General features: G+C 63.7%; 24 protein-coding genes. 10 read left to right on the top strand and 14 right to left on the bottom strand.

What is annotated here, in order from left to right; genetic code table 11:
* The first annotated feature begins 401 nt into the window (after positions 1-401).
* The 4 genes from AB0I35_RS15435 to AB0I35_RS15450 all read left to right on the top strand — a co-directional run bounded on the left by AB0I35_RS15435 (position 402) and on the right by AB0I35_RS15450 (position 4,219).
* Positions 402-2,780 carry a nitrate- and nitrite sensing domain-containing protein gene (locus tag AB0I35_RS15435; protein ID WP_357396588.1) on the top strand — a complete coding sequence of 793 codons (2,379 nt, stop codon included), beginning with the start codon at positions 402-404 and terminating at the stop codon, positions 2,778-2,780.
* A gap of 83 nt (positions 2,781-2,863) precedes the next feature.
* On the top strand, positions 2,864-3,259 hold the full coding sequence (locus tag AB0I35_RS15440) for a roadblock/LC7 domain-containing protein (RefSeq protein WP_357396589.1): 396 nt from the start codon (positions 2,864-2,866) through the stop codon (positions 3,257-3,259).
* Positions 3,256-3,630, top strand: coding sequence for a DUF742 domain-containing protein (locus AB0I35_RS15445; protein ID WP_357396590.1), 375 nt, complete (start codon positions 3,256-3,258; stop codon positions 3,628-3,630). The genes AB0I35_RS15440 and AB0I35_RS15445 overlap by 4 nt, the downstream gene beginning before the upstream one ends.
* Entirely contained in the window at positions 3,611-4,219 is a 609-nt protein-coding gene (locus tag AB0I35_RS15450; RefSeq protein ID WP_357396591.1) for an ATP/GTP-binding protein, read from the top strand. The genes AB0I35_RS15445 and AB0I35_RS15450 overlap by 20 nt, the downstream gene beginning before the upstream one ends.
* A gap of 633 nt (positions 4,220-4,852) precedes the next feature.
* Here the strand turns inward: AB0I35_RS15450 and AB0I35_RS15455 are convergent.
* The 4 genes from AB0I35_RS15455 to AB0I35_RS15470 form a co-directional block, all read right to left on the bottom strand.
* Positions 4,853-5,335, bottom strand: a complete 483-nt coding sequence (locus AB0I35_RS15455) for a hypothetical protein (protein ID WP_357396592.1) — start codon at positions 5,333-5,335, stop codon at positions 4,853-4,855.
* A gap of 15 nt (positions 5,336-5,350) precedes the next feature.
* On the bottom strand, positions 5,351-5,878 hold the full coding sequence (locus tag AB0I35_RS15460; protein WP_357396593.1) for a putative T7SS-secreted protein: 528 nt from the start codon (positions 5,876-5,878) through the stop codon (positions 5,351-5,353).
* Positions 5,879-5,953: 75 nt separating this feature from the next.
* A complete protein-coding gene (locus tag AB0I35_RS15465) occupies positions 5,954-7,024 on the bottom strand; it encodes an MsnO8 family LLM class oxidoreductase (RefSeq protein ID WP_357396594.1) in 1,071 nt (356 codons plus the stop codon).
* Positions 7,021-8,337, bottom strand: coding sequence for an NtaA/DmoA family FMN-dependent monooxygenase (locus AB0I35_RS15470; RefSeq protein ID WP_357396595.1), 1,317 nt, complete (start codon positions 8,335-8,337; stop codon positions 7,021-7,023). Before AB0I35_RS15470 ends, AB0I35_RS15465 begins: the two co-directional genes overlap by 4 nt.
* A gap of 131 nt (positions 8,338-8,468) precedes the next feature.
* Here AB0I35_RS15470 and AB0I35_RS15475 point away from each other — a divergent pair, with 131 nt between their 5' ends.
* Positions 8,469-9,110, top strand: coding sequence for a TetR/AcrR family transcriptional regulator (locus AB0I35_RS15475; protein WP_357396596.1), 642 nt, complete (start codon positions 8,469-8,471; stop codon positions 9,108-9,110).
* Positions 9,111-9,343: 233 nt separating this feature from the next.
* Here AB0I35_RS15475 and AB0I35_RS15480 read toward each other — a convergent pair whose 3' ends face one another.
* From AB0I35_RS15480 to AB0I35_RS15525, 10 genes are all read right to left on the bottom strand, one after another.
* Positions 9,344-9,532, bottom strand: a complete 189-nt coding sequence (locus tag AB0I35_RS15480; RefSeq protein WP_357396597.1) for a hypothetical protein — start codon at positions 9,530-9,532, stop codon at positions 9,344-9,346.
* Positions 9,519-10,421 carry a hypothetical protein gene (locus AB0I35_RS15485; protein ID WP_357396598.1) on the bottom strand — a complete coding sequence of 301 codons (903 nt, stop codon included), beginning with the start codon at positions 10,419-10,421 and terminating at the stop codon, positions 9,519-9,521. Before AB0I35_RS15485 ends, AB0I35_RS15480 begins: the two co-directional genes overlap by 14 nt.
* A 1,165-nt stretch (positions 10,422-11,586) precedes the next feature.
* Positions 11,587-12,744: an alkene reductase gene (locus AB0I35_RS15490; RefSeq protein WP_357396599.1), complete on the bottom strand. Its 1,158-nt coding sequence runs from the start codon at positions 12,742-12,744 to the stop codon at positions 11,587-11,589.
* Positions 12,745-12,832: 88 nt separating this feature from the next.
* Positions 12,833-13,645 carry a mycofactocin-coupled SDR family oxidoreductase gene (locus AB0I35_RS15495; protein WP_357396600.1) on the bottom strand — a complete coding sequence of 271 codons (813 nt, stop codon included), beginning with the start codon at positions 13,643-13,645 and terminating at the stop codon, positions 12,833-12,835.
* 283 nt (positions 13,646-13,928) lie between these two features.
* The gene (locus tag AB0I35_RS15500; protein ID WP_357396602.1) at positions 13,929-14,408 is read right to left on the bottom strand and encodes a hypothetical protein; all 480 of its coding nucleotides are present in this window, start codon (positions 14,406-14,408) and stop codon (positions 13,929-13,931) included.
* Between the two features lie 14 nt (positions 14,409-14,422).
* On the bottom strand, positions 14,423-14,908 hold the full coding sequence (locus AB0I35_RS15505) for a flavin reductase family protein (protein ID WP_357396603.1): 486 nt from the start codon (positions 14,906-14,908) through the stop codon (positions 14,423-14,425).
* A 13-nt stretch (positions 14,909-14,921) separates the two neighbouring features.
* On the bottom strand, positions 14,922-15,767 hold the full coding sequence (locus AB0I35_RS15510) for an SDR family NAD(P)-dependent oxidoreductase (RefSeq protein WP_357396604.1): 846 nt from the start codon (positions 15,765-15,767) through the stop codon (positions 14,922-14,924).
* Positions 15,768-15,808: 41 nt separating this feature from the next.
* Entirely contained in the window at positions 15,809-16,612 is an 804-nt protein-coding gene (locus AB0I35_RS15515) for an SDR family oxidoreductase (protein WP_357396605.1), read from the bottom strand.
* Positions 16,613-16,619: 7 nt separating this feature from the next.
* Positions 16,620-17,528: an alpha/beta hydrolase gene (locus AB0I35_RS15520; protein ID WP_357396606.1), complete on the bottom strand. Its 909-nt coding sequence runs from the start codon at positions 17,526-17,528 to the stop codon at positions 16,620-16,622.
* Positions 17,529-17,582: 54 nt separating this feature from the next.
* The gene (locus AB0I35_RS15525; protein ID WP_357396608.1) at positions 17,583-18,794 is read right to left on the bottom strand and encodes an acyl-CoA dehydrogenase family protein; all 1,212 of its coding nucleotides are present in this window, start codon (positions 18,792-18,794) and stop codon (positions 17,583-17,585) included.
* A gap of 375 nt (positions 18,795-19,169) precedes the next feature.
* Here AB0I35_RS15525 and AB0I35_RS15530 point away from each other — a divergent pair, with 375 nt between their 5' ends.
* The 5 genes from AB0I35_RS15530 (at position 19,170) to AB0I35_RS15550 (ending at position 25,674) form a co-directional block, all read left to right on the top strand.
* Complete coding sequence (locus tag AB0I35_RS15530) at positions 19,170-20,114, top strand: helix-turn-helix domain-containing protein (RefSeq protein WP_357396609.1); 945 nt, start codon at positions 19,170-19,172, stop codon at positions 20,112-20,114.
* Between the two features lie 132 nt (positions 20,115-20,246).
* Entirely contained in the window at positions 20,247-21,827 is a 1,581-nt protein-coding gene (locus AB0I35_RS15535; RefSeq protein WP_357396610.1) for an NAD(P)/FAD-dependent oxidoreductase, read from the top strand.
* 178 nt (positions 21,828-22,005) lie between these two features.
* On the top strand, positions 22,006-22,821 hold the full coding sequence (locus tag AB0I35_RS15540) for an alpha/beta hydrolase (protein ID WP_357396999.1): 816 nt from the start codon (positions 22,006-22,008) through the stop codon (positions 22,819-22,821).
* Between the two features lie 5 nt (positions 22,822-22,826).
* Complete coding sequence (locus AB0I35_RS15545) at positions 22,827-24,443, top strand: AMP-binding protein (RefSeq protein WP_357396612.1); 1,617 nt, start codon at positions 22,827-22,829, stop codon at positions 24,441-24,443.
* An 82-nt stretch (positions 24,444-24,525) separates the two neighbouring features.
* Positions 24,526-25,674: an acyl-CoA dehydrogenase family protein gene (locus AB0I35_RS15550; protein WP_357396614.1), complete on the top strand. Its 1,149-nt coding sequence runs from the start codon at positions 24,526-24,528 to the stop codon at positions 25,672-25,674.
* Positions 25,675-25,679 lie beyond the last annotated feature (5 nt).

A 25,679-nucleotide genomic window follows, 5' to 3' on the forward strand; every position in this document is an offset into this window, starting at 1 on the left:
TGCCCTGCGCGACGACGGGGCAATCCTGCCAACCGAATTAATCGTTCTCTCCACGGGCTACTAGAACCGGGTAGCCGACGTCGAAGCACGTTCGTCGCGGAAGTCGCCGAAACGTGTCGGAGCAGCCCCGACCATCAAAGCGGAGAATGAGCGGACGAAATTCTACAGTCCGACCGCCCTACGCGGTCATGCGATTCTTGCGCTGTTTTCAAGGCATTCAAAGGCCGAACTCGGGACGAACGCGCCGTAGTCGAGGAACAGTCCCGTCATCTAATCTCTGGCCCGCAACTGAACTGGCGTGGTCACAATTGCGATAGGCGAAGTTATGGCACATTATCCCAACCTTACCCTGACACGTGGTGCCGATGTTCAGAGCTAGGCCTGGAGTCCGCATTCGAATTTTGGCGATCACGCTAATTCCCAGTCTGACCTTGCTCGCAATCGGTGTAGGCACAGCGGGGTATCTGGTGCAAAGCCAGAGCAAGGCTGAGGAGTGGGCCCAGCAGTATCAGTCCTTGGTTCCGGTAGCTCGAGAATTCATGGAGGCTGCTCAAGCGGAACGGCAACTGACGCTGGATGTGATGAGCGGTGGTGAGGGGAACGCGCTCGTTGCTGCCCGGCTGCGGTTGGACAAGGGGCTCGAGGACATGGTCACCGTCTCGGCTGGTGGTGGCGACGGTAACAGGCTCGGGGCCGTGGATCAGACCATCCTGGAGTTTTCATCGGGACTGACTCGGGCACGTGGGGGAGTGGATTCCAGACGGCTGTCCGTAGCCGATGCGTATGCGTTCTACAACGGATTCGTGGATGGTTTGGCGGGTGGACAGAGGGTCCTCGCGCAGGGAGCGCCGACGGCCGTCGCCCAGACAGCGCCGACCACCGACATCGGTACACGACTCGCCGACGGAATGCGGATTTTCCGCATGCAAGAGGCGATGTCGCGCAGTACCGCCCTGGTCGGTGTGGTCACAGCGGCGAGTGGCACAGCTGCCATCCCTATAGCCGAGTTCGTCCGGCTTGTCAACTTTTACCACACCGAAGCCGATAATCTGTCGACCGATCTCAGCGGTACCCAGCAGGCGAGTCTGAAGAATCTCATGTCAAGCCCGGCATGGCAGCGCCTCACAGCGATGGAAATCGCGCTGGTGCAATGGGGTACGGGCAGCTCGAATACCGAATCGTCCAGTAGCTCTGGCGCCGCGAGCAGGTCACAGCCACCGCCGTCGAGCACCGACGAGTGGCGCACTGCTTCAACTGCTGTGACTCGCTCGCTGTTCGATGTCTGGGTCACGCAGAGCCTCGACGCCCAGCAGTCCGCTGAGAAGCAGAGTGCCGACAACACGAGGAATGCCATGTGGGCGGGCGGCGGGGTGGCCACGGTGAGCATCCTGGCATTCCTGATCGCGCTGCTGTTGGCCAACCGGATCATCAACAGGCTCGTGCGACTTCGCCGCGAAACAATCGCAATCTCCGAAGTGCAGCTGCCCGACATGATGCGACGCTTGAGCGCGGGCGAACCTGTCGAAGCAGAGGCGGAATCGCCGAGTCTAGACTTCGGAAACGACGAAATCGGCCAGGTGGCCACCGCATTTCACCAAGCGCACGCCGCCGCAGTGGTCGGCGCGGTGAACGAGGCCCGCACCCGTGAGGGTGTGAAGGCTGTGTTCCTCAATATCGCCCACCGCAGCCAGGTCATCGCCCACCGGCAGTTGGAAATTCTCGACAAGGCCGAGGAACGGCAGGAGGATCCGGCCATCCTGGAAACCCTGTTCCGCCTTGATCACCTTGCCACCCGCGAGCGCCGCAATGCCGAGAATCTGATCATCCTCGGCGGCGGCCGTCCGGGTAGGCAGTGGCGTAATCCAGTACCGCTGCTGGATGTGGTGCGTAGCGCTATCGGCGAGACCCTGGACTATTCACGGGTTCGCAGCGCCGCGCTGCCGGGAACGCACGTGCTCGGCGCGGCCGTCGCCGACCTCATCCACTTGCTGGCGGAGCTCGTCGACAATGCCACCTCGTTCTCTCCTCCTGAATCGCACGTCGAGGTCAGGGGCAGCGTGGTCGGCAAGGGGGTGGTCATCGAAATCAATGATCAGGGCATGGGCATGCCCAGCGACACGATGGCCCAGTTCAACGAGATGTTGGCCCAGCCACCAGGTTTCGGTGTTGCGGCGCTGTCCGCCGACTCCCGGATGGGTCTGTTCGTCGTCGCGCAGCTGGCAGCGCGCCATGATGTCTCAGTGCGGTTGTCGGGCTCGGACTACGGCGGCATCCGGGCAATCGTCCTGCTTCCCACCGCCCTGCTCGCACCCGAAACTCCTCGGGCGGCCGGGATGGATTCCGAACCAGTGGCGGTGGAGCGACGTCCCCGCCGGGCGGCCTCGACCGACTGGGCGCCGGTCACCGTCGCCGAGACCGAACCGCCAGCAGGCAATCCTGAGTCGGTGGGATTCCGTACTGAACCGGTGACATTCGGTGCGCCACCCATGGGATTCGATCCACCGCCGGCGGCGGTGCCCGCAGTGGATCGCGAACCTCCGACGTCGTCCCAGTCCGGCTTCGACGCGCCTGCCCAGCCCACGGGAAGCGCGTCGAAGCCCGCACTGCCGCGCAGGCAGCGACAGGCCAGCCTCACGCCGGAATTGGCGCAATCCGCGACCCCTGCGGAGTCCGCGACCGAACCGCGTCCGCAACGAGAACGTACCCCCGAGCAGGCCCGAGATCTGATATCCGCTATCGAAAGTGGAACCAGACAGGGACGACATGTTGTACCCGAGTGAAGCCCGCGCTCGACGTACTCCGGGCGGGTGGACGCATCCCACCTGCCGATCAACAACTTCTCCGACGAATCAGGACGGTAACGGTGGCTACTTCCAAGCCGGGTGATCTCAATTGGCTGCTCGATGATCTGCTCGATCGGCTGGCAGGTGTGCGGTATGCCGTGGTGCTCTCCGCCGATGGTCTCCTCCTCGGCCACTCGACGGTTATGCCACGTGAAGATGCCGAACACTTCGCCGCAATGTCCTCGACCCTGTACGCGCTGTCGCGCAGCGCGGGCACCCGATTTGGCGGCGGCGGGGTCCGGCAGGCGGTGGTCGAACTCGATCGCGCGGTGCTGTTCGTGACTTCGGCTGGCGCCAACGCTTGCTTGGCACTGCTGGCGGCCGAAACCGCCAATCTCGGAATGGTGGCGTACGAAATGAATATCACCGTCCAGCGGGTCGGCACCTATCTCTCCACCACAGCGCGCCTGCGATGACGCACGATGGCGAGCAGTGGTTCGACGAGGCAGCTGGTCGGCTGGTCCGGCCCTACGCGGTAACGCGCGGGCGGGTCAGAGCGACCGGCAACGAACTCGACATGCTCACCGTCGTCGCCACGCCACAGTCACCGCGCACCATGCGTCGGGTGGAACCGGAGTATGTGGCCATCGTCCGGCTGTGCCGTACCCCGCAAACGGTGGCCGAGGTGGCGGCTCATGCGGGAATTCCCTTGGCAGTAACCAAGATCCTTGTCGGCGACCTGATCGGCGAGGGACACCTGATATTCCGGGCTCCGATCCAGGCGGACACCGGCCCCGGCGATCTAGAGATATTGCGAGCGGTACTTGATGGAATCCGAAACAGTTGACCAGACCTCGGCAGGTGCCTCAGCGCAGCTGGCAGCGTCGGTCAAGATCCTCATCGCCGGTGGGTTCGGCGTCGGCAAAACGACCATGGTGTCGGCGATCAGCGAAATTGCGCCGTTGCGCACCGAAGAACTGATCACCGAGGTCAGCGCCGGCGTCGACGATCTCTCCGGAATCGAGCAGAAGAGAACCACGACGGTCGCGCTGGACTTCGGCCGTATCACCATCGATCAGAACCTTGTGCTGTACCTGTTCGGCACACCGGGACAGGACCGGTTCTGGTTTCTGTGGGAAGAGCTTTCCCGCGGCGCCCTGGGCGCGGTCGTCCTCGTCGACACCCGACGGCTCGGTGATTCCTTTGCGGCAGTGGACTTTTTCGAAGGCCGCGGGCTGTCTTTCGAGGTGGGAGTGAACCGCTTCGACGGTGCGCCGGACTATACCGCTGACGAGGTGCGCGAGGCGCTCGATCTCGATCCGCACATCCCAGTGGTGTTTTGCGACGCCCGTAGTCGGGAATCGTCCAAGGACGTGCTGTTGACTCTCGTGCAACATCTGATCGAGCGTGCAGACCCCGCACGCGGGGTTCGATAGTGTGTAGGAATGTCTCATCGAACGTCGTCGGTGTAATCGTACGTGACCGGAGCGGCACGAGAATTCACCGAACAGGCCGTCGAACTCTGGTCTACGGGTTACGTCTCAGCGTCGATCACTGCATCCGGGATCCTGTGAAATCAAGCAATTTCAGTTGCTAGGGCAGGTGTCTTCACGTACTTTCCGGCCCTACTCCAGACCCGAACTCGAGGTGACTCTGCCAGCCAGCGGCACAAGCGAACCGGATGCACGACTCCCGGGTTTGGTGGTTGTGCCCGAGGTGAACATGTGCACCAGCGGCGCGTCGCCCCCTACCGGCGCTGACGTGATCCCTTCCGGGTGTGCTGCGGCCATCTGGGCGCGCAGCCCGTCGGAGGCTGAGTCCGGACCGAGGGCGGCACCCGCTGATAGTTCACCAGGTTCGGGACGTTTACTTCCACACCGGCCTGAGCGCCATGACGGAATGCGGATATGGCGCGTCGGGCAGCCGATGCCCGCAAGACGTGACCATACCACTATGGGAACGCGCTGGCTTGCCCGCGTTCTCGGCTTCGACACTTACCCAGAACGCTGTAATCGCTGCATGAGTGGGCCGAGCCGACGTTGTTCGCGGGCGACCGGCAGCCGCACGCGTCAAAGCCCCGGCGGTCCGAAAGCTCGGGGCGTTGCCAGGACGCGTCGTCGGCCGCCGAACACGGGTTTGAAGGTCGAGGCGGGCGTCATCGAGATCTGTGCGGATGTCAACAGCGGCGCCATCACTACGTCGAGCGCGCGCTGGTCGGTGCGGTCAGGCAAACGGCGCCCTCGAGCGTTGAGCTGGACCGGGGAGAACCGGGTGCCATCGCGCCGTCGGCCGGAGGTATCGCGGATGCTTCCGGCGGCCGGGCGAGATCTCGGTATTCCCACCCCGCCGGCAGCTGGTGGGCCGGAACATTCCCGCCGCCACGACGTCAGGATCGCGCGGGCGGCGACGCGGATGCTGGTCCACGTGTCGGTGAGGTTCTTGCCCTTGCGGTCGTCGTCGGAGAGCGCGTTCCAGGCGTTCTTGCGGTCGCGTTCCTCTCGGTCGGCTTCCCCCCACGTCGCGATGGCGTCAGCGGCCTTGGCTTGGCTCATCGCGTCGCCGCCGTCTCACCACAGCTTCGGTTGCTTGGCGCATTTTTCGCCGAAGGTGGTGGCGTCGCCTGTCCAGTCGGCGGTGTCGATCTTGCGCAGGGCGTCAGCCGTTTGTTCGATCGCGGTGCCGATCTTGCCCAGATGCCCGGTGACCTCGTTGATTTTGACGACATCGCCGCGGATCAGTTCTTTGGGATGGGTGGTTTCGCCGAGTTCCTTCTTCGGGGCGGTGCCTCCGGTTGCGTCGACGACCTTGTCACCGGGGTTGTCGAGCCATTCCGACAGTCCGTGGGCATCTACGGCTTTGACAACCTTCGAGGCCTGCTGATCGATCAGGTAGTAGCGGCCCGCCGACAGATCGAGATTCTCGGCGATCTCGTTGCCGGACTGCACGAGCGCTCTGATACCCAGTACCAGCTTTCGGTGAAGGTCTTGAAAGCGTTCTGCCTGTTGGCTTTTCAGGCTTCCGCAGAAGTGGCGAGCTTCAACAACGCGTTCCGACGGTGGACTTCCGAAAGCCCCAGCCGGTACCGGCAGCGACACGGCTACCGGGTCCCTGCCGCGCGCAACAGTTTGGGCACATAAGGGTTTCCGGCTACTGCTTGTGGCTGGCGGCAGCTACTGTCGGCGCACAGTCTTCGGCAATGCGGCAGTGTCAGGCGGTATCTGCGCGGGCACTTCTACCCCAGAGACCGCCTCCGCGATCAGTTTTCGCGAACGGCTTCGCACATCGGGTTCGATGAGCATGTCTTGAACCATGATCTCCGTGGCTCCGGTGACGTTGACGATTTGCTGGAGCTGCGACCGCAGGGTTTCCACTGTTCCGGAGATCTGCTGCGGGATAGTGCTCCCGTCGAATGTGCTGCCCTGCGCCTTCGGAGCCGGACCGAGCCCGGCATCGGCTTCGGCGACGGTGCGAAGGAATATCGGCCGCCCGGACGACAAGCTCTGCCAGAGCAGCCTGGCCGGCCATGTGAGCCGATGTGCGCTGCCTTCATCGTCGGCGGCGACGATATTGAGCGCCAGAATGCTTCGGTGGTCGGCGGGTCCGAACGGTGACGCCCGGAAGCTTTGGCGATGAGCGTTCATGGCCGCGGGCGCGGTGCCGGGGTTGATGAATCCGGCGAATACGTAACCGAGCCCGAGAGTCCCGGCGAGCTGGGCACTGTTTCCAGAGGAGCCGAGAACCCATACCTCGGGTATGGAGTCGACTCCGCCGGTGAGGTCGAGGGAGGCGAAGGGATGGCCTGCATCGAAGGCATTGTGGTAATAGGCGAGGATCTCCTGGACCTGCTGGGCGAAGTCGTCCACCGGGCGGGAACCACGGTCGCGGCGAAGCGCGGCATCGACGAGCGGTCCCGTGGTCGCCCGTCCGAGACCCAGATCGATGCGCCCCGGCGTGAGGGCTTCGAGCTGCAGGAAACGCTCCGCCACACTGAACGGACTGTAGTGATTCAGCAGGACAGCGCCGGACCCCACCCGGATCCGTTCGGTTTCTCTGGCAGCCAGGGCGATCAGGCTGATCGGGTCGTGCGAGGCGTAGCCGGCGGTGTGGTGGTGCTCGGCATACCAGATTCGGTGGTACCCGAGCGCCTCTGCTTCGCTTGCGGCACCGACGGCAGCGTGGAGGGCCTCGCTCTTCGTCCGGCCCTGAGTCACCGGGGCCAATTCGACCAGGGAGTATTTCACGACGCCACGTTTCCTTCCTGCCAGTAGGCAGCCGGTAGTCCGTTCTGGTACGGGATACCGAGGTGATCTCGCAGTGTGCTCCCGGTGTAGTCGGTCCGGAACAGACCGCGCTTCTGCAGGATCGGGACGACTTCGTCGACGAAATTCGCCAACCCGTCCGTGGCGTCGGGGTTGATGTTGAATCCATTGCCTATTCCGGCCGCATGCCAATGCTCCAGGAAGTCGGCCACTTCATCCGGGGTCCCGAGGGCCACCGGGTGATAGCCGATGGGGCCGTGGGCGAGGATTCGCCGAAGCGTATGACCTTCCCGGGCGAGCTTCAACGCCAGCGGAGAACGTGGATCGGAAGGGTTCGCCCGGGCACGGCTCAGCAGGTCCGGGTGTACGGGCTCATCGATATCCTCCGGTGTCAGCGTGACGCCTATCTGGTGTCCCAGATAGGCCACTCTCGATTCCAGATCGCCGAGCGCATCGAGCTGCTCCCGTCGTTCCAGCGCCTCCTTACGTGTCGAGGCAACCGAGGTGATGACGCCGTTGAATACGGTCATCTGCTCCGGCGGACGTCGGTAGTGGACTGCCGCCTGCTGCACTGCCGCCGCGTGTTCGACGGCGCTGGGCACATCGAAGGGGTTGTTGTATACGGCGTTGGCGAACCGCCCGGCCAGATGTAGCCCGTTCATGCCGCCCCCGGCTTGGAACACCACGGGCTGCCCTTGCGGGGAAGGTGGAAGGCCCAGCGGGCCGCGGCTGGACACATATCGGCCTTTCAAAGCCACCGGGGCCACCCGCGCCGAATCGGCGAACCGGCCCGAGGTCCGATCGAGTGTCAAGGCGCCGTCGGGCCACGAACCCCACAGACCCATGACCGCGGCGATGAATTCATGAGCACGTGCGTACCGCTCTTCACGAGTCGGTAGCTCCGCGTCATAGTTCAACAGGGCAGCCGGATGTGAGGTCGTCACCGCGTTCCATCCCGCACGCCCTCGGCTCACCAGGTCCAATGCGCGGAACTGCCGGGCCACCGTGTACGGGTGGTTGAGCGTGGTCGACGATGTCGCGACCAGACCGATCCGCTCGGTCTCGCGCGCTACTGCGGTCAGGGTGACAAGCGGTTCGAGCGCATGCTGCGGCGCATGGGTCGCGAGGTCGCTGGTCACTGCGGGCGTATCGGCGAGAAACAGGGCATCGAATTTGCCACGCTCCGCGATCCTGGCGGCTTCGACGAAAACATCCGCGCTGATGAACGACTCGAGTTCGACGCCGGGCCAGCGCCATGCTCCGGCCTCAATGCCGTACCCGGCGATGAGCTGCACAGTCAGGTGCATTGGTCTTTTCATGTTCGTCTCGATCCTCTTCGGATGTTGCCCCCGAGCTCAAGCGGAGGTAGCCTCCTGTTAAAGGTTACGGAGGGTGCCTCCGGTTGGCAAATGAGTGGAGGGGTGCAATGCCGAACGGTCGGGCAAGGAGGGCCGATGCCCAAAAAAACTATGAGACATTGATCCGGATTGCCCAGGATCACCTCAACAGCCAGGGAGTATCCACCTCACTCGAAGCCATCGCTCGCGAGGCCGGAGTCGGGGTGGGAACTTTCTACCGGCACTTTCCCGATCGGGACCACCTGATATTCGCCGCCCTCAACGCCCAGGGAGAAGAGCTGCGCGCGGCCGCCGGGCACATCCGGGCAGCGGTGGCGACAGACGAGCGGCTCGACCGGTGGCTGGCCGAGGTCGAGAGGTACTTCAATTCCTATTACGGCCTGCCGGCGTCACTGGCACACGCACTCGCCGATAGCCACGAGACGCCCTTGGCTATCACCTGCCACGAAATCATCGAGCTGACCGATGAGTTCCTGGTCGACGCGCAACGAGCGGGCGCGGTCAGAGCCGGGATCTGCGGGCGAGATCTGTTCGATACCATTCTCATGGTCGCGTGGCTGGAATCCCAGGTGCTGAAGGGGCAGCGAGGACTCGACGGTGTGCGCGACATCATCCGAAACGGATATGTCATTGACGGAACCAGTCCCGCCGGCGCCCAGGAATCCTCTCGGCGGCCCGGCCCTCAACCGCCGTTGCGCATCGGCTTGTGACAAGGCCGGGCCGCACTACCGCCAGTCCTGCTGCAGGGTGCTAATCGCCCTACCGAAGGCTCCGGTACGGGGCCCTCGAAACGGTTGCGAGCTCCTATGACGTAGGGCACTACGAAGGGGCAGCTATGACCCGGTAGCGGTGCGATTCTGGCATGTTGTCGAACGCGCCACCACGCAACAGGCAGCCCGTGGCGCGAATACGCTGCCGCGCAGCCATCGACGGCCGGGTCAGGTCATGCCGGCGTGACGCGGGCGATGTCGTGCCCTGCGGCGGTCAGCAGCGCCTTGGCCAGCCTGGCGGGCTCGGTGAGCATGGCCTCATGGTCGCCCGGCGCCTCAACCGGCTCCACGCCGAGCCGGGCGGGAAAGCTGAGCCAGCTGTCGTCACCGTCGGTCGGCAGGGAGGTGTCACCGGTGTTCAATACATAGGACCCAGCTGAATTGCACCCGAATAGCTTCCGGATGAATGACGAATTCCGGCAGCGGCAAGGCGCCCGCCGAGTTGGACAGGCCGACGGTCAGGCCAGCCATCCCCAAAGCGAGCGGGAAATGATTACGACCGACGATCCGGAGTGTGAAAAAGGCCGGGAAATCTGCGTCGGCTCTGGCGGCAGTGGCCATCACGACGACAAATACGCCGATGGCCGGCAGGTTGGTCGTGGCGGTTGCCGCAGACAGCTGGAGAGCGCAACCGGCGGCGACAACGCAGACCGCCGGGGGCACAAGATACGGGTTGCGGAAGCGATCGAGAAGGAATCCGCCACCGATCCGACCGATGATGACACCTAGGAGATAGGCCATCGACATCGCAGAAGCGAAGGCGACGGGTAGCCCCACGAGCAGGAGGTTTGGCTGGAGGGAACTCGTCATGACCTGATAGCAAAACGAGCCGAAAAGGCCTATGGCCGTCGCTGTTGTATAGAAGGTGATCGCCGAAGCCAGGACCGACAGTCCGGCGACGAGAGCGGCAAGCACCAGGAACCCGGTGATCGCGACCGTACGGGCGTTGAACTTCCGCAGGAGTGCCCCGACCCCAACGCCGCCGATCCCGGCGAACAGCATCACCACCGAACCAATTTGGACCGCAGTGGCGCTGAGCCCAGTTTCCTCCATGATCGGCTGCACGAACAACCCATTGGTTTGCAGGATGATGATCGGGCCCAAGCCATAAGAGATGAATGCGGTCAAGAGTGGGCGGGCACCCTGGCGCCATTCGGAAATGTCTACTTCGCTTGTCGGAGCGTGCACCATTCGATTGCCCTGCCTTGCCTCGCCTTCGAGGGCGGGTGTGACCTCGATTACATAGGTCATGTAAGCACGGGCGAGCAGGCGGCATCCAATGCAATTATCGGGCAAATCTATGTGTCGAACGCAACGGTAGTCGATATCCCCGTGACGTCCTGCACGTAGCGGAACGCCGTGTCCGCTGCCGGAGCGCGGCCACGGGCATCGAATCCTCGGCATGCGACATCAGGATAGTCGGCGGCCCGGGATAATAGGTGATCCGCTCGCGCTGCCGGAGCATTGCCCCTTTCGGCCCGCCGGCACCAGACCGACACCGACAACGACGAGGTCCACCGGGAGCTCCTGCCCGTCGGACAGGGCAACTCCCTGCAGCGCGTCGTCTGCGACGAAGTCGACCTGGTGGACGTGACTCTGAGGGTGCCGCACCATCACAGGCTGGTCACCTCCACGCCGACAGCTTGGAAGACCGTGCTGAGCGAGTGGCCGCTGGGCAATGGAACCCCCGAGGCTGAGGAGATGGCCGAGTTCGCACATTCACGGAAGCGGCGCGGTTTCGTCACCATCGGCAGTTCCCGACGTGGTCGGTGTCGGAGCCGGCCGTGCTGGTTCGGCCCCGAAAATTCGGCCGAACCAGCATGCACCACGGCTTGGGTATCGGCCTGGAAAGGCTTGCGGTACATCTCGCGGAATTGCGAGTGTTCGCAGTGTATCGGCACCTCGCCGGATCCTGCCAGCCCCAGGCGGTCCAGGACAGCCCTAGTGCGAGGGCCGGCCGAGTCGGAGTGCGGGGTCGCGCAGGTGGTGTTCCTCGTGGCGGACCGTACCGCCGCGGCTCAGCCGCGGCCAGCGTTGCGACGATCGGAAGTCGGCCTGGCGACTGGCCGCTTACTACCGTGGCTTGAGTCGGTGTCGACCATGGCCTACACCGATCCGGCCGATGGACTACCCGACGGTGTCATGGGCTGGGGACCACGTATGACAGACAGTTCCCAGCCCGGTTGGCGTCCAGCGGTTCGGTCCAAAGATTTCGTCGTGGATGTACTCGGTCGCCATGCTCGTGCTCGGAAGTGCCTCTCGGACACCGAGTATGAAGGGTAGTGGCCCGCGCGTGCCGTCGGCGATGGACACAGCGACAAGAGCTTCGGTTCAACTAAGTTGCGTCGAGTTCTGCGAAGAAGCTCGACACCGGAAGGCTGGACACGCCGTCGGGCAGGCCGAAGATGTTCCGAGGCTATCCAGTTGGCGAACTGAAAGACGCGTGTCCTGCGTACACTTCGCTCGGCATCGGGACTGGACCGTCGTTGAGTGTCGGGTAGTCGAGGTATCCGACGGTCCCCTGGGTATAGAAGGTCGACGCATCGGGAACGTTCAGTCCCGCGCCAAGCCGGAAGCGCTCCGGGAGGTCGGGATTCGCAAGGAAGAGCGCACCGTACGAAACCGCGTCTGCGGTACCATCCGCCACGAGTGCCGAACCCGTTTCGTACGTCAGGCCACCGTTGGCGACAAGCTTTCCCCGGTAGTGGTTGCGCGCTAGCTCGAACCAATTCGTCGGAGGCTCATAGCCGTAATATCCACCGAAATCGGCGACCTCCACGAATGCTAGGCGTGCACCGCTGAGTTGACGTAGAAGATGGGTGTACAACTCGACCGGATCGTCATCATGAATGTCGTTGAACCGAAATCCGGGGGAGAACTTCACAGCGACGCGTTCCGCCCCCCCGACTGCGGATACCGCGTCGATCAGCTCCAAGAGGAATAGGCATCGGTTCGGTACCGAACCTCCGTAGCGGTCTATACGACGGTTGGTGCTCGAACTCAGAAACTGCATGGGCAAGTATCCACTCGCGGCGTGGATCTCCACACCTGCGAATCCCGCATCGAGCGCCCTTCTGGTCGCGTTGACGAATCCCTCGATGGTGCTTGCGATCCCGTCCGCAGTCAGTGCTTCGGGCGTGGGATGGAAATGATTCTTGGGGCTCGATGCGTTGACCGCGTATCCACGAAATTCGGGGTCTGGCCGAACCTCCGATGGCGCGACGGGAGTTGCCCCTCCTGGAAGGAGGGAGTTCCATGTCATGCGCCCTACGTGCATCAACTGCGCGAACATAGAGCCCCCGGCATCTCGCACCCCAGAAGTGATCGGCCGCCAGCCGTCTTCTTGTTCCTGTGAATACAACGCCGGTGTGAACAGGTAACCCCGACCCATGGGATCCGGGTTTACTCCTTCGGTGATGATGAGTCCAGCTGATGCCCGCTGTCGGTAGTATTCCTCCATCATCGGAGACGGGACTTCGTCGAGTCGGGCGCGGTAGCGGCTGCACGGAGAGAAGAAGATGCGGTTGGGTGTGGTCAGCGCGCCCAGGTCGAGCGGTTCGAAAAGTGTGTTCACAGGTTGCCTCGCAATTGTGTTTTCCGGCAATCGTCGATACCGCCGCGTATCGCGGTCGTGTGCAGACTGCCGGGTGTTTGATGACTCGCTATTTGGCGGTGAATCCTGCGTCGACCGGCAGCGCCACTCCGGTGACGTAGCGGGCCTCGTCGGATGCGAGCCATGCCGCGGCATTGGCGAGGTCCACCGCTTCGATCAGAGCGACATCGAGGAGGTTCGTCGCCCCGCCTGGGTTCGCCTCCAGATACGCTGCCATCGCATCGTTCGTCACCATGGGCGTATCGACACCGGTCGGATGGATCGTATTGACGCGAATTCGGTGGGGTGCAAGCCAATTCGCCCACGAGCGCATCAGTCCGACAACTGCATGCTTGGAGGCGACGTAGCCGTCGCACGCACCGGTCCCGGTACCTCCCCTGGCGGTGAGGCCGGCCGTCGAACTGGTGATGATGATCGAACCGCCCTCACCCTGTTCGATGAGAGTGTCGATGACGGCGTGAACGGTGTGCCGCACACCGGTGAGGTTGACAGCCAAAGTGTCTTCGAATACTTGAATCGGATCCTTCTCGTCGACACTGTGGGGTGCGATGCCCGCATTCGCGATGACGACATCGATGCGACCGAGTTCCGCAAGTCCGTTCTTCACGGCTGCGGAGACTGCGGCGAAATCACGAACGTCTGCCTCTGCCGCGAATATCCGTTGATCCAACCGCTCAACGGCCGAGACGGTCTCGGCAAGATCCCCCGTGGTCGCCAGCGGATACGGAACCGAGTCTATTTGGCTGCACAAGTCCAGCGCGATGATGTCGGCGCCCTCGCCCGCCAGCTTGACCGCGTGCGCCCGCCCCTGGCCACGCGCGGCACCCGTGATCAGCGCAACTTTTCTGTCGAACCTGCCCATGTGTCATTCTCCTTCGTTTCGAAAGGGGGTCGTCGCCCCAGCAGGCCGTGTTCGCATCGGCGTGAGGCGTGTCGGTCGGGTTCATGCGCTGGAGGTGAGTCCGGTAGAGGGTGCATGAGCCAACACCCGGTCCACCAGAAGTCTCAGGACGAGGGATGCCGGCCGCTCGGAGGAACTCAGACGCGCGTGGCGGCGCGGTCGACTCCGGCGATGAGGCCGATGCCCCCATGAGCTCACGTCGACAATGTTTCGCGACGTCTCGACGTTCCCTGGCCCGCGATGGTCACGGCTTACGGTGTGTCGGCAGCGGAGCCTGTTCGGCTCGCTGCCCCGCCAGCTCACGAGCTGCGGTTTCCACCGTCCTGTATGAGACTCCGTCGCCGATACCGAGGACTCGGAGGTCGTCGACGAGGCCACGCAGCCCTTCCTCGGTTCCGACATACCAGGTGTGGCTCAAATGAATACGGCTGCCGTGGCCTATCAACTTTTCGAAGCGCTGCGTCGCTTCACGTGACGAATCGGCGAGGCAGATGTTGATAAGCAGCAGCAGCGGCGGTGTCGACAGCTTCGCCTCGGCAAAGATCGCACGGACGGCGTCAGCTGCCTGCTCGAACCTGTCGAGGCTCTCGATATCCATCTCGACCGCCTCGGCGTGGCGGAGTTCTGCGGCCTTGGGCACGAGAGAACCGTTCGAGAACTTGATGATTCGTTCGGGAGCCTGCGCGGCGGACGTCTTGTTATGGAGGGAGAGTGAGCTGTGCATGTCGGGCCTTCTCGTCAACGAGGCAGGGTATGGAAGCTGCTGCTGTGGAAGATCAGCGGGTTTGCGGCGTCGTGCACGGTGGCGGAGTGGACTTCCAGCAGGACCATGAAGTGGTCACCTGCCTGGGTTTTCGACCACAGCGCACCTTCGAGCCACGCTGTCGCACCATCGACATACACAGCCCCGGAATCCGCGACCGTGGTTACGATCGGACCGAACCGGTCGCCGTCCTTCTTGGCCAGTGACCGGGCGGCCACCTCGTTGTCCGAACCAAGCACACTGAGCCCGAGCCGATTTCCTCGCTCGAGTTTCGGCCACGTCCGCGATTCGTTCTGAATGAATACGCCCACGAGCGCAGGTTGTAGTGATACCGGGACAAAGGTGCTGACCGCCATCCCTGTTCGTTCGCCGCCGACTTCGGCGCATATGGCGACGACGCCGCTGGGGCACGCGGAGAATATCCTGCGAAGTTCTGCTGGATCGGCGAGGCTCGTTGTCACGTCTTCATCTCCTTCAGTGGGCATCTGTCAGAAGGGCGAGTGGATATTTGACCGAGGCGCCACCATCGACCACTATGACCTGGCCCGTGATGTAAGACGACAGCGGAGATGCCAGGAATACCGCCGCGCCGGCGATATCGTCCGGCGTGCCGAGACGCTTCATCGGCACTGCTTCGGCGAACTCGGCCCTGCGGCCCGTGGTCTCGAAGAGTTCCCGCATGCGCGGAGTCTCGACGATGCCCGGAGCGACGGCATTGACACGAACGTCGATGGACGCCAACTCCGCGCCGAGTGAACGGACAAGGGACACCAGCCCGGCCTTGGCGGCGCCATAGGGGAGGTTGTCCGGGGAGGAGTGGACACCGTTGAGTGAGGCGATCGCGATGTACGAGCCACCGGTCCCGAGCAGGCGTACGGCCTCCTGCGCAACGATGTACTGCTGTCGCAGATTGAGGTTGAACATGGTGTCCCAGTCGTCGTCGGTGACTTTCGAAAAGGGCTTCCCGCGTGCGATTCCAACGACATTGACGACCGCGGCGGGTGGCCCGGACCGGTCGAGCACCTGTGAAAGCATCTCGCGGACCGAGTCCCGGCTGAGGACGTCGACATGGACGGCTTCGGCCAGGGCGCCGAGCGCGCCAGCGGTCTCCTTCGCTACCGCGAGGTCGATATCGGCGACATACGTGGTACATCCGGCAGCGACGAAGGCACGGGCCGTCGCCTCGCCGATGCCGGGCCCGGCACCGACCACCACGACCGGCCGTCCCTCCAAGCCGATCTTCAGTCCGTTCGCGAACGGTTGCATTTCTCTCCTGTTCGGCAGGCACTCGACGAGTACGCGGTCGAGGTCTGTGATCACACCGGTCGACGAACGTCAACCTCTACTGATGTTGCGGATCGTCACCACAGCATGGTCATGCCGCCGTTGGGCCTCATCACCGCGCCGGTGACGAATCGCGCCGCGTCGGATACGAGGTACAGGACGGCGTATGCGGCATCGGCGGGCTCTCCGACCAGGCCGAGGGCGGCGATTCCGGCGTGCTGCTGACGAAACTCGTTGCGGCTCGCGGCCTCGATCTCGCCGTCGCTGTTCGCGATGTGCCGGGTGGTCATCGAGGTCTCGATCCAGCCGGGCGCGACAGCGTTGACCCGCACACCGCGGGGGCCGATCTCCAACGCGAGAGAACGAGTGAATTGGTGTGCCGCGGCCTTTGCTGTCGTGTATGCCGCAACCGTCGCAGAAGCACTGTCGATACCCGCTGTGGTCATATTGACGATGGCTCCGGACCCTTGTTCGATCATGGCGCGGGCCGCGGCTTGCGATCCGAACACCAGACCCTTGAAGTTCACCGCGTGCACTCGGTCGAGCTCTGTTTCGGTGACCGTCAACGGCGTCCCGTCGGCGATGACTCCGGCGTTGTTGACGAATATGTCGAGATGGCCGCGCTCGTTGACGATGCGCGCGACGAGATCGTCGATATCGGCCTGTGACTGGACGTCTAAGTGCGCAGATTCCGCCGAGAACCCGCTGTCGGTGATAGATCGGGCGACGGTTGTGGCGGAATCCGCGGAGATGTCGGTGACGACGACGTGCGCTCCGGCCGCTGCCAGGGTGGACGCGATCGCGGCACCGATACCGTTTCCGGCGCCGGTGACGATCGCGACCCGTCCGCTCAGATCGAACTTGTCGAAGACTGTGGCCACGGCGGCATCACACCCCGAGGTTCTTGGCGATGAACGCGCCGATCGCGCTGATCGAAGCGTCGGCTTCCGGGGCGGTTCCGGCGAGGAACTGGAACACGTGCTGCATGCCGGGAACCACCTCGACCTCGACCTCGACGCCCTTGGATCGTGCGAGTTCGGCGAACATATGAGCGCCGTCGAGCAGCACCTCGTCACCGCCGAAGGAGATGAACACCGGCGGGAGTCCGGTGGGATCGGAGTGGAGGGCGTTGATGTACTGACCGGTCTTGGAACCGTCCGGGCCGAGGAACATCGCGGTGTTCTCCGCGATGCCGTCGCGGCTGCCGATCAGGTCCTTGTCGCCGTTCGTTTCGAAGGACTTGCCGCGCGTTTCGAGGTCGTAGTACGGCGACAGCGCGACGACGGCACCGGCCTGCGGGCTGTCGGTGTTCTTCAGGTGAAGCGCGACCGCGGTGGCCAAGGCGCCGCCGGCCGAGTCGCCGACCACGGCGATCCGGCCGGCGCGGAGTCCCTGTCCGGTGAGCCAGTCGAAGGCGTGGCGGGAGTCCTCCAGTTGCGCGGGGTAGAGATGCTCGGGGGCCAGGCGGTAGTCGATGACCAGAGCCTTGACGCCGGCGGCTTTGGCGATATGGGCCGCCAGCTTACGGTGGCCCTTGCTGCCGCCTCCGACGTATCCACCGCCGTGAATGTAGAGCAGGGCAGCGTCGGCGGGCGCCTCGGCGGGAATGGCCCAGATACCTTTGACACCATCCTGGTCGACGGTCTCGAAGCTCACGCCCGTTGCTTCGGTCGCGTGCTTTCCCCACCCGTCGTAGAGATCACGGAGCAGGTCGAGGCTCTCGACGTTGCTTTCCGCGGTGCGCTTCGCCCAGTAGGCGTAGAGCTCGGCCAATTGTGCAGCTTCTTTGCTTGCCATAATTGTCTCCGTTGAGAATGCTGGTTAATCGTGTGAGCGTTCGAGGTGAGAGCCCTACCCGGCCTTCCACGAATCGAGCAGCGCCGGAGCCGCGTCGATCATCGTGATGTTGTCGATGAGAAGATGCTGAGTCAGCACCGACGAGTCACGGGTGGCGCGCCCCATGAAGCTGGGGTTGCGGAACGATTGGGTGCCGGACCACAGGTGCGCGAAGGACACCACGCGGTGAGTGACGTGGTGCGCCCAGGTCGCGGCCTGCCGTACGCGGGCGGTCAGCTCCGGGCTGAGGTAGCCCTCGCGGGCGGCGAACTCCTCGGCTTGCGCGTATACGTCGTAAGCGTAGGCACGGGCCGACTGGTACTCAGCTTCGTACTTGGCGAATTCGAATTGGAAGACCGCGTAGTCACCCACCGGGCTCGGGTAGCCCACGCGCTGCTTTCCGTCGGTGATCTTGGCTACCTCGTGCAGAGCCCGGCGCATGAGCCCGAAGGCCACAGCCGCATGTCCGGCGACGCTGATGCCCAGTAGGCCCATGTAGTAGACACCGTCCGTACGGACGGGTGTCGTCGAGAATGTGCTCATGGCGAGTTCTTCGGGAATGAACACATCGGAGACCGCGTAATCCTGGCTGCCGGTGCCGACCAGTCCCGCCACATCCCAGTTGCCGAGAAATTCGACCGAATCACGGGGGACCACGGCGAATCGTGCATCGGGTTGACCATCGGAGGTCTTCAGCGGAGTGCCGTCGGCATCGGTGACCTGTAGCCCGACGCCGATCCACGTGGCGTAGTCCGAACCGCTGCCGAACTGCCACTTGCCAGTGGCTCGCAGGCCGCCGTCCACCTTGACGGCGCGCCCGACGGGAGCCGACATTCCGGCGGTGATCGCCTTGTCTGCGCCGCCGTAGAGGAATTCGGATCCGGATTCGGGGAGGTAACCGGCCAGGATTCCGGTTCCGAAGGCGTTGGCCATGAAGGCCCATCCGACTGATGCGTCGGCGTAGGCGATCTGCTCGTTGACCTCCATGGCTTCGACGATGCCGAGGCCGGCGCCACCGAGGCTCTTCGGTACCAGAATCCAGAACAGCTGGGCGTCACGGAGGGCGTCGACCACTTTGTCGGTGACCCGCTTGTCGGCCTCGATCGACTCCGCTTCGCCCTCGATGAGGGGGGTGATGAGCCGGGCGCGGTCGAGGTAGCTCAGCGTGGCCCAATCGGGGCTGTCCCCTTCGGCGTCGGGGGTCGCGATGGTCGTGGACTGGGTCATGGAAAACCTCTCCTGTGTGGGGCCCCGCTATGTAAGAGCGGCGCGATCTGCCCGAAGATGCGGCTCCTCGCGGCTGGCAATGCCGCTTCGTGTGCGGAGTCTGACTTGCGCCTTGTTCTCGGTTCGCGATCGTCGGCCCACAGCGGTGGGGAAGCACCGGGCGGCTGGTCCCGGTGGTCCGTCTATGGCGGTGAGCTGCATCTTCGGTTGAGTCGGGCAGTTGGTTCTGCCGGGGAGACGGAGCCGACTGGCCTGATCTCAGATTACTAATCGCGAATTCAGATTCGAGATATCGAATTTGTCTACGTGATGTGGAACACTGTAATGACGAAAGCGAGGCGCGTCAACGCCCTGTCGACCCGAAAGTGAGTGCCTGTGAAACCTGCGCAATCGGCCGCCCGTGCGCTGGCGGTGATCAACTACATGACGGTTCATCCTCGGATGGCGTTCACCCTGTCGGAGTTGGCGACGGGGCTCGGCGTGAGCCCGGCATCGATGTCGGCGGTGCTGCTGGCCCTGTCCGAGTCCGGGTATCTCGCCCGCGATGCCCGGCATCGGACCTATGTGCTGGGTCCAGCCTTGGTCGCGGCGGGGCATGGTGCATCGGAGCGTCATCCGGTGATCGAGGCGGCCCGTGCCGAGCTGATCCGGCTCGCGGAGTTCGGAAGCGAATGTGTGGGAAGTGCAGCCGTCGGGGACGACATGATGATGCTGGCGATCGAGGGCCGCCCGTCCGGTCGTTCCCGGGAGTCGTGGATCGGGCAGCGGATACCGCTGATGCCGCCCTTCGGCCAGGTATTCATCGCCTGGGCGAATGACTCGGTCGTCGACGAGTGGCTGGGCAGATTGAGTCCGGAGAGTGTGGTTGCGTTGCGTGGCGAACTGCTGCGCTCCTTGGGGGAGGTCCGGCAGCGTGGGGTGGCCATCGGCCTCCGTAACGAGCCGGTGGAAGAGGTTATCGAGCTCATTCATCGCACTTCCTCCGATGCCGGCTCTGTGACGCGTGAGGAGCTCGGTCGGCTGATACCCCGGCAGGCCATCGACTACGCCCTGCACGAGATCGGTGCCGACGAGCGCTATGACGTGGCGAACCTCGCGGCCCCGGTTTTCGGGCCGGATGGCACGGTCGTGTTCGCGATGACTCTGACGGGCGTCAACGGCATCCGTGGTGCGGACCTGTCCGATCTGTGCGACGAAATGCGCGGCGGGGCGCGAGCTGTGGCGAAGAGTATCGGCGGACGTGCGCCGGCGATGGCGGGGGCTTGGTCGTCCCCGGCCGTCGGGATCGGTGAACGCGCATCTGCGAAGCCGCAGTGTTGACAGTCACATGCAACAGTGGCTAGCCTTCCGTATTACGAACTCAATTTCGAAATATCGAAATGAGATCCAGCATTGCGTGTTTTGGCGCAGGAGACTCGTCCACGTGTCTCAAACCGGTCGTAGGAGGTTGTTGTGCAGTTCTGGAAAGGGAGAGGCCATCGGAACCCGATCAGCGTGGGAATCATCGGCGGCGGCTTCTCCGGGATCGCCGCTGCCATCGCGTTGAAAAAGAAGGGAATCCACGAGGTCACCATCTACGAGAAGTCCGCTAGCGTCGGCGGGACGTGGTGGGACAACCGATACCCGGGTGCTGAGGTCGATACCCCCTCTGTGCTGTACTCGTTCTCCTTTGCTCCGTGGAACTGGAGTCGCACCCACGTGCGTCAGGCAGAACTCCACGACTATCTGGAGCGGACCGCCGAATCATTCAGACTCCGGCCACATCTCAAGTTGAATACCGAGGTCTGCCGAGTCGAGTGGATCGAAGAACGCCAACAGTACGAGGTGACACTGGGCGATGGCTCCGTTGTGCGACATCGGGCAATCGTCAGTGCGGTTGGATTGCTGAATACGCCCCGTTACCCCGACTGGCCCGGTCTGGAGTCCTTCTCCGGGCCGAAACTGCACACGTCGCGATGGCTGCCCGATCTCGATGTCTCGGGCCGGACCGTCGCGGTGGTCGGATCGGGTTCGACTGCTGCTCAACTCGTTCCGGCCTTGTCGGCGGATGCGGGAAAAGTACTGATGTTCCAGCGGGAACCGGGGTGGGTTCTGCCCAAGGGTGACCGCGCGTTCACACCAGAAGAACGCGAGGCGTTGAACTCGACGGCCGCACAGCGTCTGGTTCGATTCGGAATGTTGTGGCGGCGGGAGAAGGCCCAGTACAAGAACGCTTCCTGGCGGCCGGGGACGCCCCAGAACGCCGCCGCGGAGCGAGGTGCCCGCCGGTTCATCGACGACGTCTTCGCGCAGCGACCCGATTTGCGGGAAGCGGTGACGCCGAACTATCCGTTCGGCGGTAAGCGGCCCATCCTCACCGACGATCTCTACCCCGCCCTCCTGAAGGAGAATGTGCGGCTGATCCCGCGAGCTGTCCGGAGCGTTACCGAGCGAGGTCTGATCGACACAGCCGGGGTCGAGCATCCGATCGATATTCTGGTCATGTCCACCGGGTTCGCGACGAACTTCGAACCGACCTTCGACATCATCGGTCGACGCGGCAGGAAGTTGACCGATCTCTGGGATGGAGACCCACAGGCGTTCTTGGGCATTCTCGTGCCGGAAATGCCCAACTTCTTCATGATGTACGGTCCCAACACCAACGGTGGTGCCATCGTCACGCACCTCGAAGCGCAGGCTGGATACATCGCGTCGGCGGTCCAGCATCTGCAGCGCACGGGTGCGACCGCGCTCGAGGTCAGTGTTCGGGCGCATCGGATCTTCAACGATGTTATCCAGAAACGGCTGTCCGGCACATCGTTCGAGAAGGCCAACAACTACTACAAGAGCGACTCCGGGCGGGTGATCACGCAGTGGTCGGACGGCGCGATCATCTATTCAGCCCTGACCCGTGTACTGCGGCGAGTGGTATGGCGCACCGAGCGACTCATCGAGAAATCGGCGAACACCGTGCTCCCGCACTCCGAGTTCGATGATCGCGCCGCGGTTCTGCCGAGCGGAGAGGAAGGCGTGACATGCTCGTGTGCCTCGTGAGGTCGATCGTCGCCGGTGTATTCATCGGAGGCGGAATCGTCGCCTACCGGCGCCTGAAAGATGTTTTGGACAAGGCGGAAACACTCAACCGCGTCGACACCGGATCGGTGTGGTGAGGGAGGTGAGAGCCGTGGCTCCGCCGAGTCTGCTCGACAAGCGGCGGAACTTCGTGGCGGCGATGTCGCAGGTACCTGTAGAACCCGGGGTAGCGGTAGACCGGGTTCGGCTGGGAAGCGTTGTCGCGTACCATCTGCAGCCCTCTTCGGCACTGCGGCGTAGTGTGCTCTACTTCCATGGCGGTGGGTATCGCATGGGAACGGCGGAGAGCTTCGTCGGCTACTGCAGCCGCCTCGCTCGAGAGTTGTCTTCGCACCTTTTCGTGGTCGACTATCGATTGGCGCCGGAGCATCCATTTCCTGCGGCGTTCGACGACGCGCTCGAGGCGTACATCGCCGTCGTGAACAAGCAAACGAGTCCGGTTCTGGTGGCCGGAGATTCCGCCGGTGGCGGTTTGGCCGCAGCGCTCATGCTCGAGGTGTCGCGCCGGGGCCTGCCCCGCCCAGCAGCCGGGATCCTGCTGTGCCCGTGGGTGGACATGCGAATCCGTGCCGACAGCTACCAGACCTGCGCGAGCACTGATCTGCTCTGGTCGGCGGAGGCCGCGGGGGACGCTGCGGATATGTATCTCGCGGGCCATGATGCCAGTGATCCGAGAGTATCTCCGGCACTGGGGAACTGGACGAATCAGCCGCCGCTGCTCGTACAGGCGAGCGGCGCCGAGGTGCTGCGCGACGACGCGCGTGCCATCGCGTCGTCGGCGGCGGCTGCGGGGGTCCTCGTCACCTACCGCGAATTCGACGACGTACCACATGTCTGGCACTACGGTTACGCCACCGATGCTGCCGCCGAAGCGGCGATCGAACTGATCGGGCAATTCGTCGAACGGGTTCCGGTCGAGCCGGTGCCCGAGATTCCTTCGGCGATTCGGAGTTGAGTGTCATGAATCCTGCAAGCGACTGGCCCGCCCCCGGGATCGAAACGATCGCGGCCGCCGCATATTGGGCGCGGGACCGGTATCGGGACGCCCCCGCGCTGGTCGAGGACGGGCGGGTGGTCTCCTTCACCGACTACGTGGGGGAAGCAGCACGCATCGCCCGCGTCTTGATCGCGCACGCTGTGCAACCCGGCGAGCGCGTCGCGATCTGGGCACCCAACAGCATCGACTTCGCTCTATGTGCGCTCGCCGTCCACCTGTCCGGCGCGGTGCTGGTGCCGATCAATACCCGCTTCAAGGCACGGGAGGCTGCGCAGGTTCTTCGCGACGCGGATGCGAAGGTCCTTTTCACGGTCGAATCGTTCCTCGGATCCAGCTACGTCGACGCGTTGCGGCAGCTGCGCGATCGTGAACCCGACGCACTACCGCACATGCCGCTCGTGTTCACTCTCGGAGGGTGTGGCGATGGGTCGCTCGCCGCGGCTATCGAATGGGGAACCAGCCAGGTCCCGCCCGAAATTGTCGACGAACGGGTGCGGGGTGTGCGGCCGGACGATATCGGTACTGTGCTGTTCACTTCCGGGACGACTGGCAGGCCGAAAGGGGCGATGCTGCGGCACGGAGCGCTGGTGCGTTCGTACTGGGTATGGAGCGGGATCACCGGCCTCCGGGAAGGCGACCGCTTCCTGGTCAGCAATCCGTTCTTTCACGCCTTCGGTCTCAAAGTGGGTCTCCTCGCCGCTTTGATGCGTGGTGCCACCGTGTATCCACTCGCAGTGTTCTCCGCCTCTGTGGTACTCGAACTGATCGAGCGCGAGCGAATCACCTACTATCCCGGGCCGCCGACGATCTATCAATCACTGTTGGCGGCACCGGATCTGCTGGACAGGGATATCAGTTCCCTGCGCACCGCGGTCACCGGGGCGACATCGATTCCGCCGCAGCTGATCGGCGATATCTACGACAAGCTCGGATACGACGAGGTCTACATCCCCTACGGATTCACCGAGGGGACCGGGGTCGCTACGTTGACCCGAGCTGGCGACAACCGCGCCACCATCGCGACCACGTCCGGTCGGGCCCTTCCGGGTGTCCACATAACAGTGCGGCGTGCGGACGGCACCACCGCGGCGGCTGGGGAGGTGGGTGAGATCACACTCGCCGGATTCAACGTCATGGCAGGCTATCTCGACCCGGCGACCGGTTCGCCGCGACCTGCTGACGACAACGGTTGGTTGCGTAGTGGCGACCTCGGGGCACTCGACGAGATCGGCAATCTGTCGATTTCGGGACGCCTCAAAGATGTAGTCATCGTCGGCGGGTTCAACGTCTACCCCGCCGAGGTGGAGGCTTGCCTTGTGGAGCATCCCGGTGTCACCGCGGCTGCGGTGGTCGGTATCCCCGACGTGCGTCTCGGCGAGGTGACCTGCGCCTTTGTGGTCGCGCGCCCACACGTAGAAGTGACCGTCGGCGATCTCGAGCTGTGGTGCCGGGAGCGGATCGCCAACTTCAAGGTCCCGCGTGAGTTTCGATTCGTACCGGAGTTGCCGACCAATGCGAGCGGAAAAGTCGTCAAGGCGGCACTGCGGGAGTCGATGTCCGCCGACCTCTCCGATATTTGAACAGATTTTCAATTCGAATAGACATCAACGATAAATCGGGCTGCGCTCTGAACAGGCGGGCCGATGGGAACAAGGAGTGGTGATGCTCGACTATCGAGAAAAGCCCGAGGTGGGTGCGTTACGAGCCCAACTGCGCGAACTGGTCGACGAATTCGTGCCCCGCTCGTACCTCGGAGCTTTCACCCATGATCCACACGACCTCGAGATCGCTGAGAACTTCTGCCAGGAACTCGGCCGGCGACGACTGTTGGCCATGGCCTGGCCGACCGATTTCGGCGGCAGCGCGGCGAGCGTATGGGAACAGACGGCCCTGCGCGAGGAGATGTGGGCTGTCCACGAACCCCGCGGTGCCCAGTACATGGGCATCAACTGGGTTGGTCCGGTCATCATGAAGCACGGCACCAGCGCGCAGCACGAGAAGTTTCTGCCGCCGATCGCTGCGGGAGAGGTGATCTGGTGCCAGGGTTTCAGTGAACCTGGTGCGGGCTCGGACCTACCGGCGTTGCGAACCTCCGCGACGAAGACCGACGGTGGATGGCGAATCAACGGTCAGAAGATCTGGACCTCCTACGCGCGGATGGCCCAGTGGTGTTTCTTGCTGGCGCGCACCGGACCGAGTGGTGGTCGCAAGGACGGCATCACGGTGTTCCTGCTCGATATGAACCAGGACGGCGTCGAGACACGGCCGGTCGACAGCATGGTCGGCAATCATCACCTCAACGAGGTGTACTTCGATGACGCGTGGGTCCCGGACGAGGCGGTACTCGGCACAGTGGGCCGCGGCTGGGACATCGTCACGGATGTCCTCGCGTTCGAACGCGTGGGTATCGCGCGGTATGCGCGATGCGAACGGCTCCTGCAATGGGCGCCCAAAGCCCTCGGTGCCGCGTGGGACGAGCTGTCGCCGGCCCTGGTGGACCGCTGGACTATGGCGCTCGTGCACACCCGGCAAGCCCGGCTGATGGCTTACAAGATCGTGGGCCACCAGGAACGAGGCGGTCTCGACCCTGCCGACGCCGCGTCTTACCGGATCGCGGTGACGACGCTGGACCAAGAGGTAGCCGAGGTCTTGATGGACATTGCCGGCGCGGGTGGTCTGGGAACCCCGGACACCGCGCGGTTGTTCGAGCGCGCGGTCGAAGACCACTGGCGATATGCCCAGGCGTCAACTGTCGCGTCCGGAACTTTGGAAATGCAGCAGCAGCTGCTGGCGAGAGCGCTGGTGAAGTGATGATC

The organism is Nocardia sp. NPDC050378 (assembly GCF_040655675.1).
Taxonomy (GTDB): domain Bacteria; phylum Actinomycetota; class Actinomycetes; order Mycobacteriales; family Mycobacteriaceae; genus Nocardia; species Nocardia coubleae.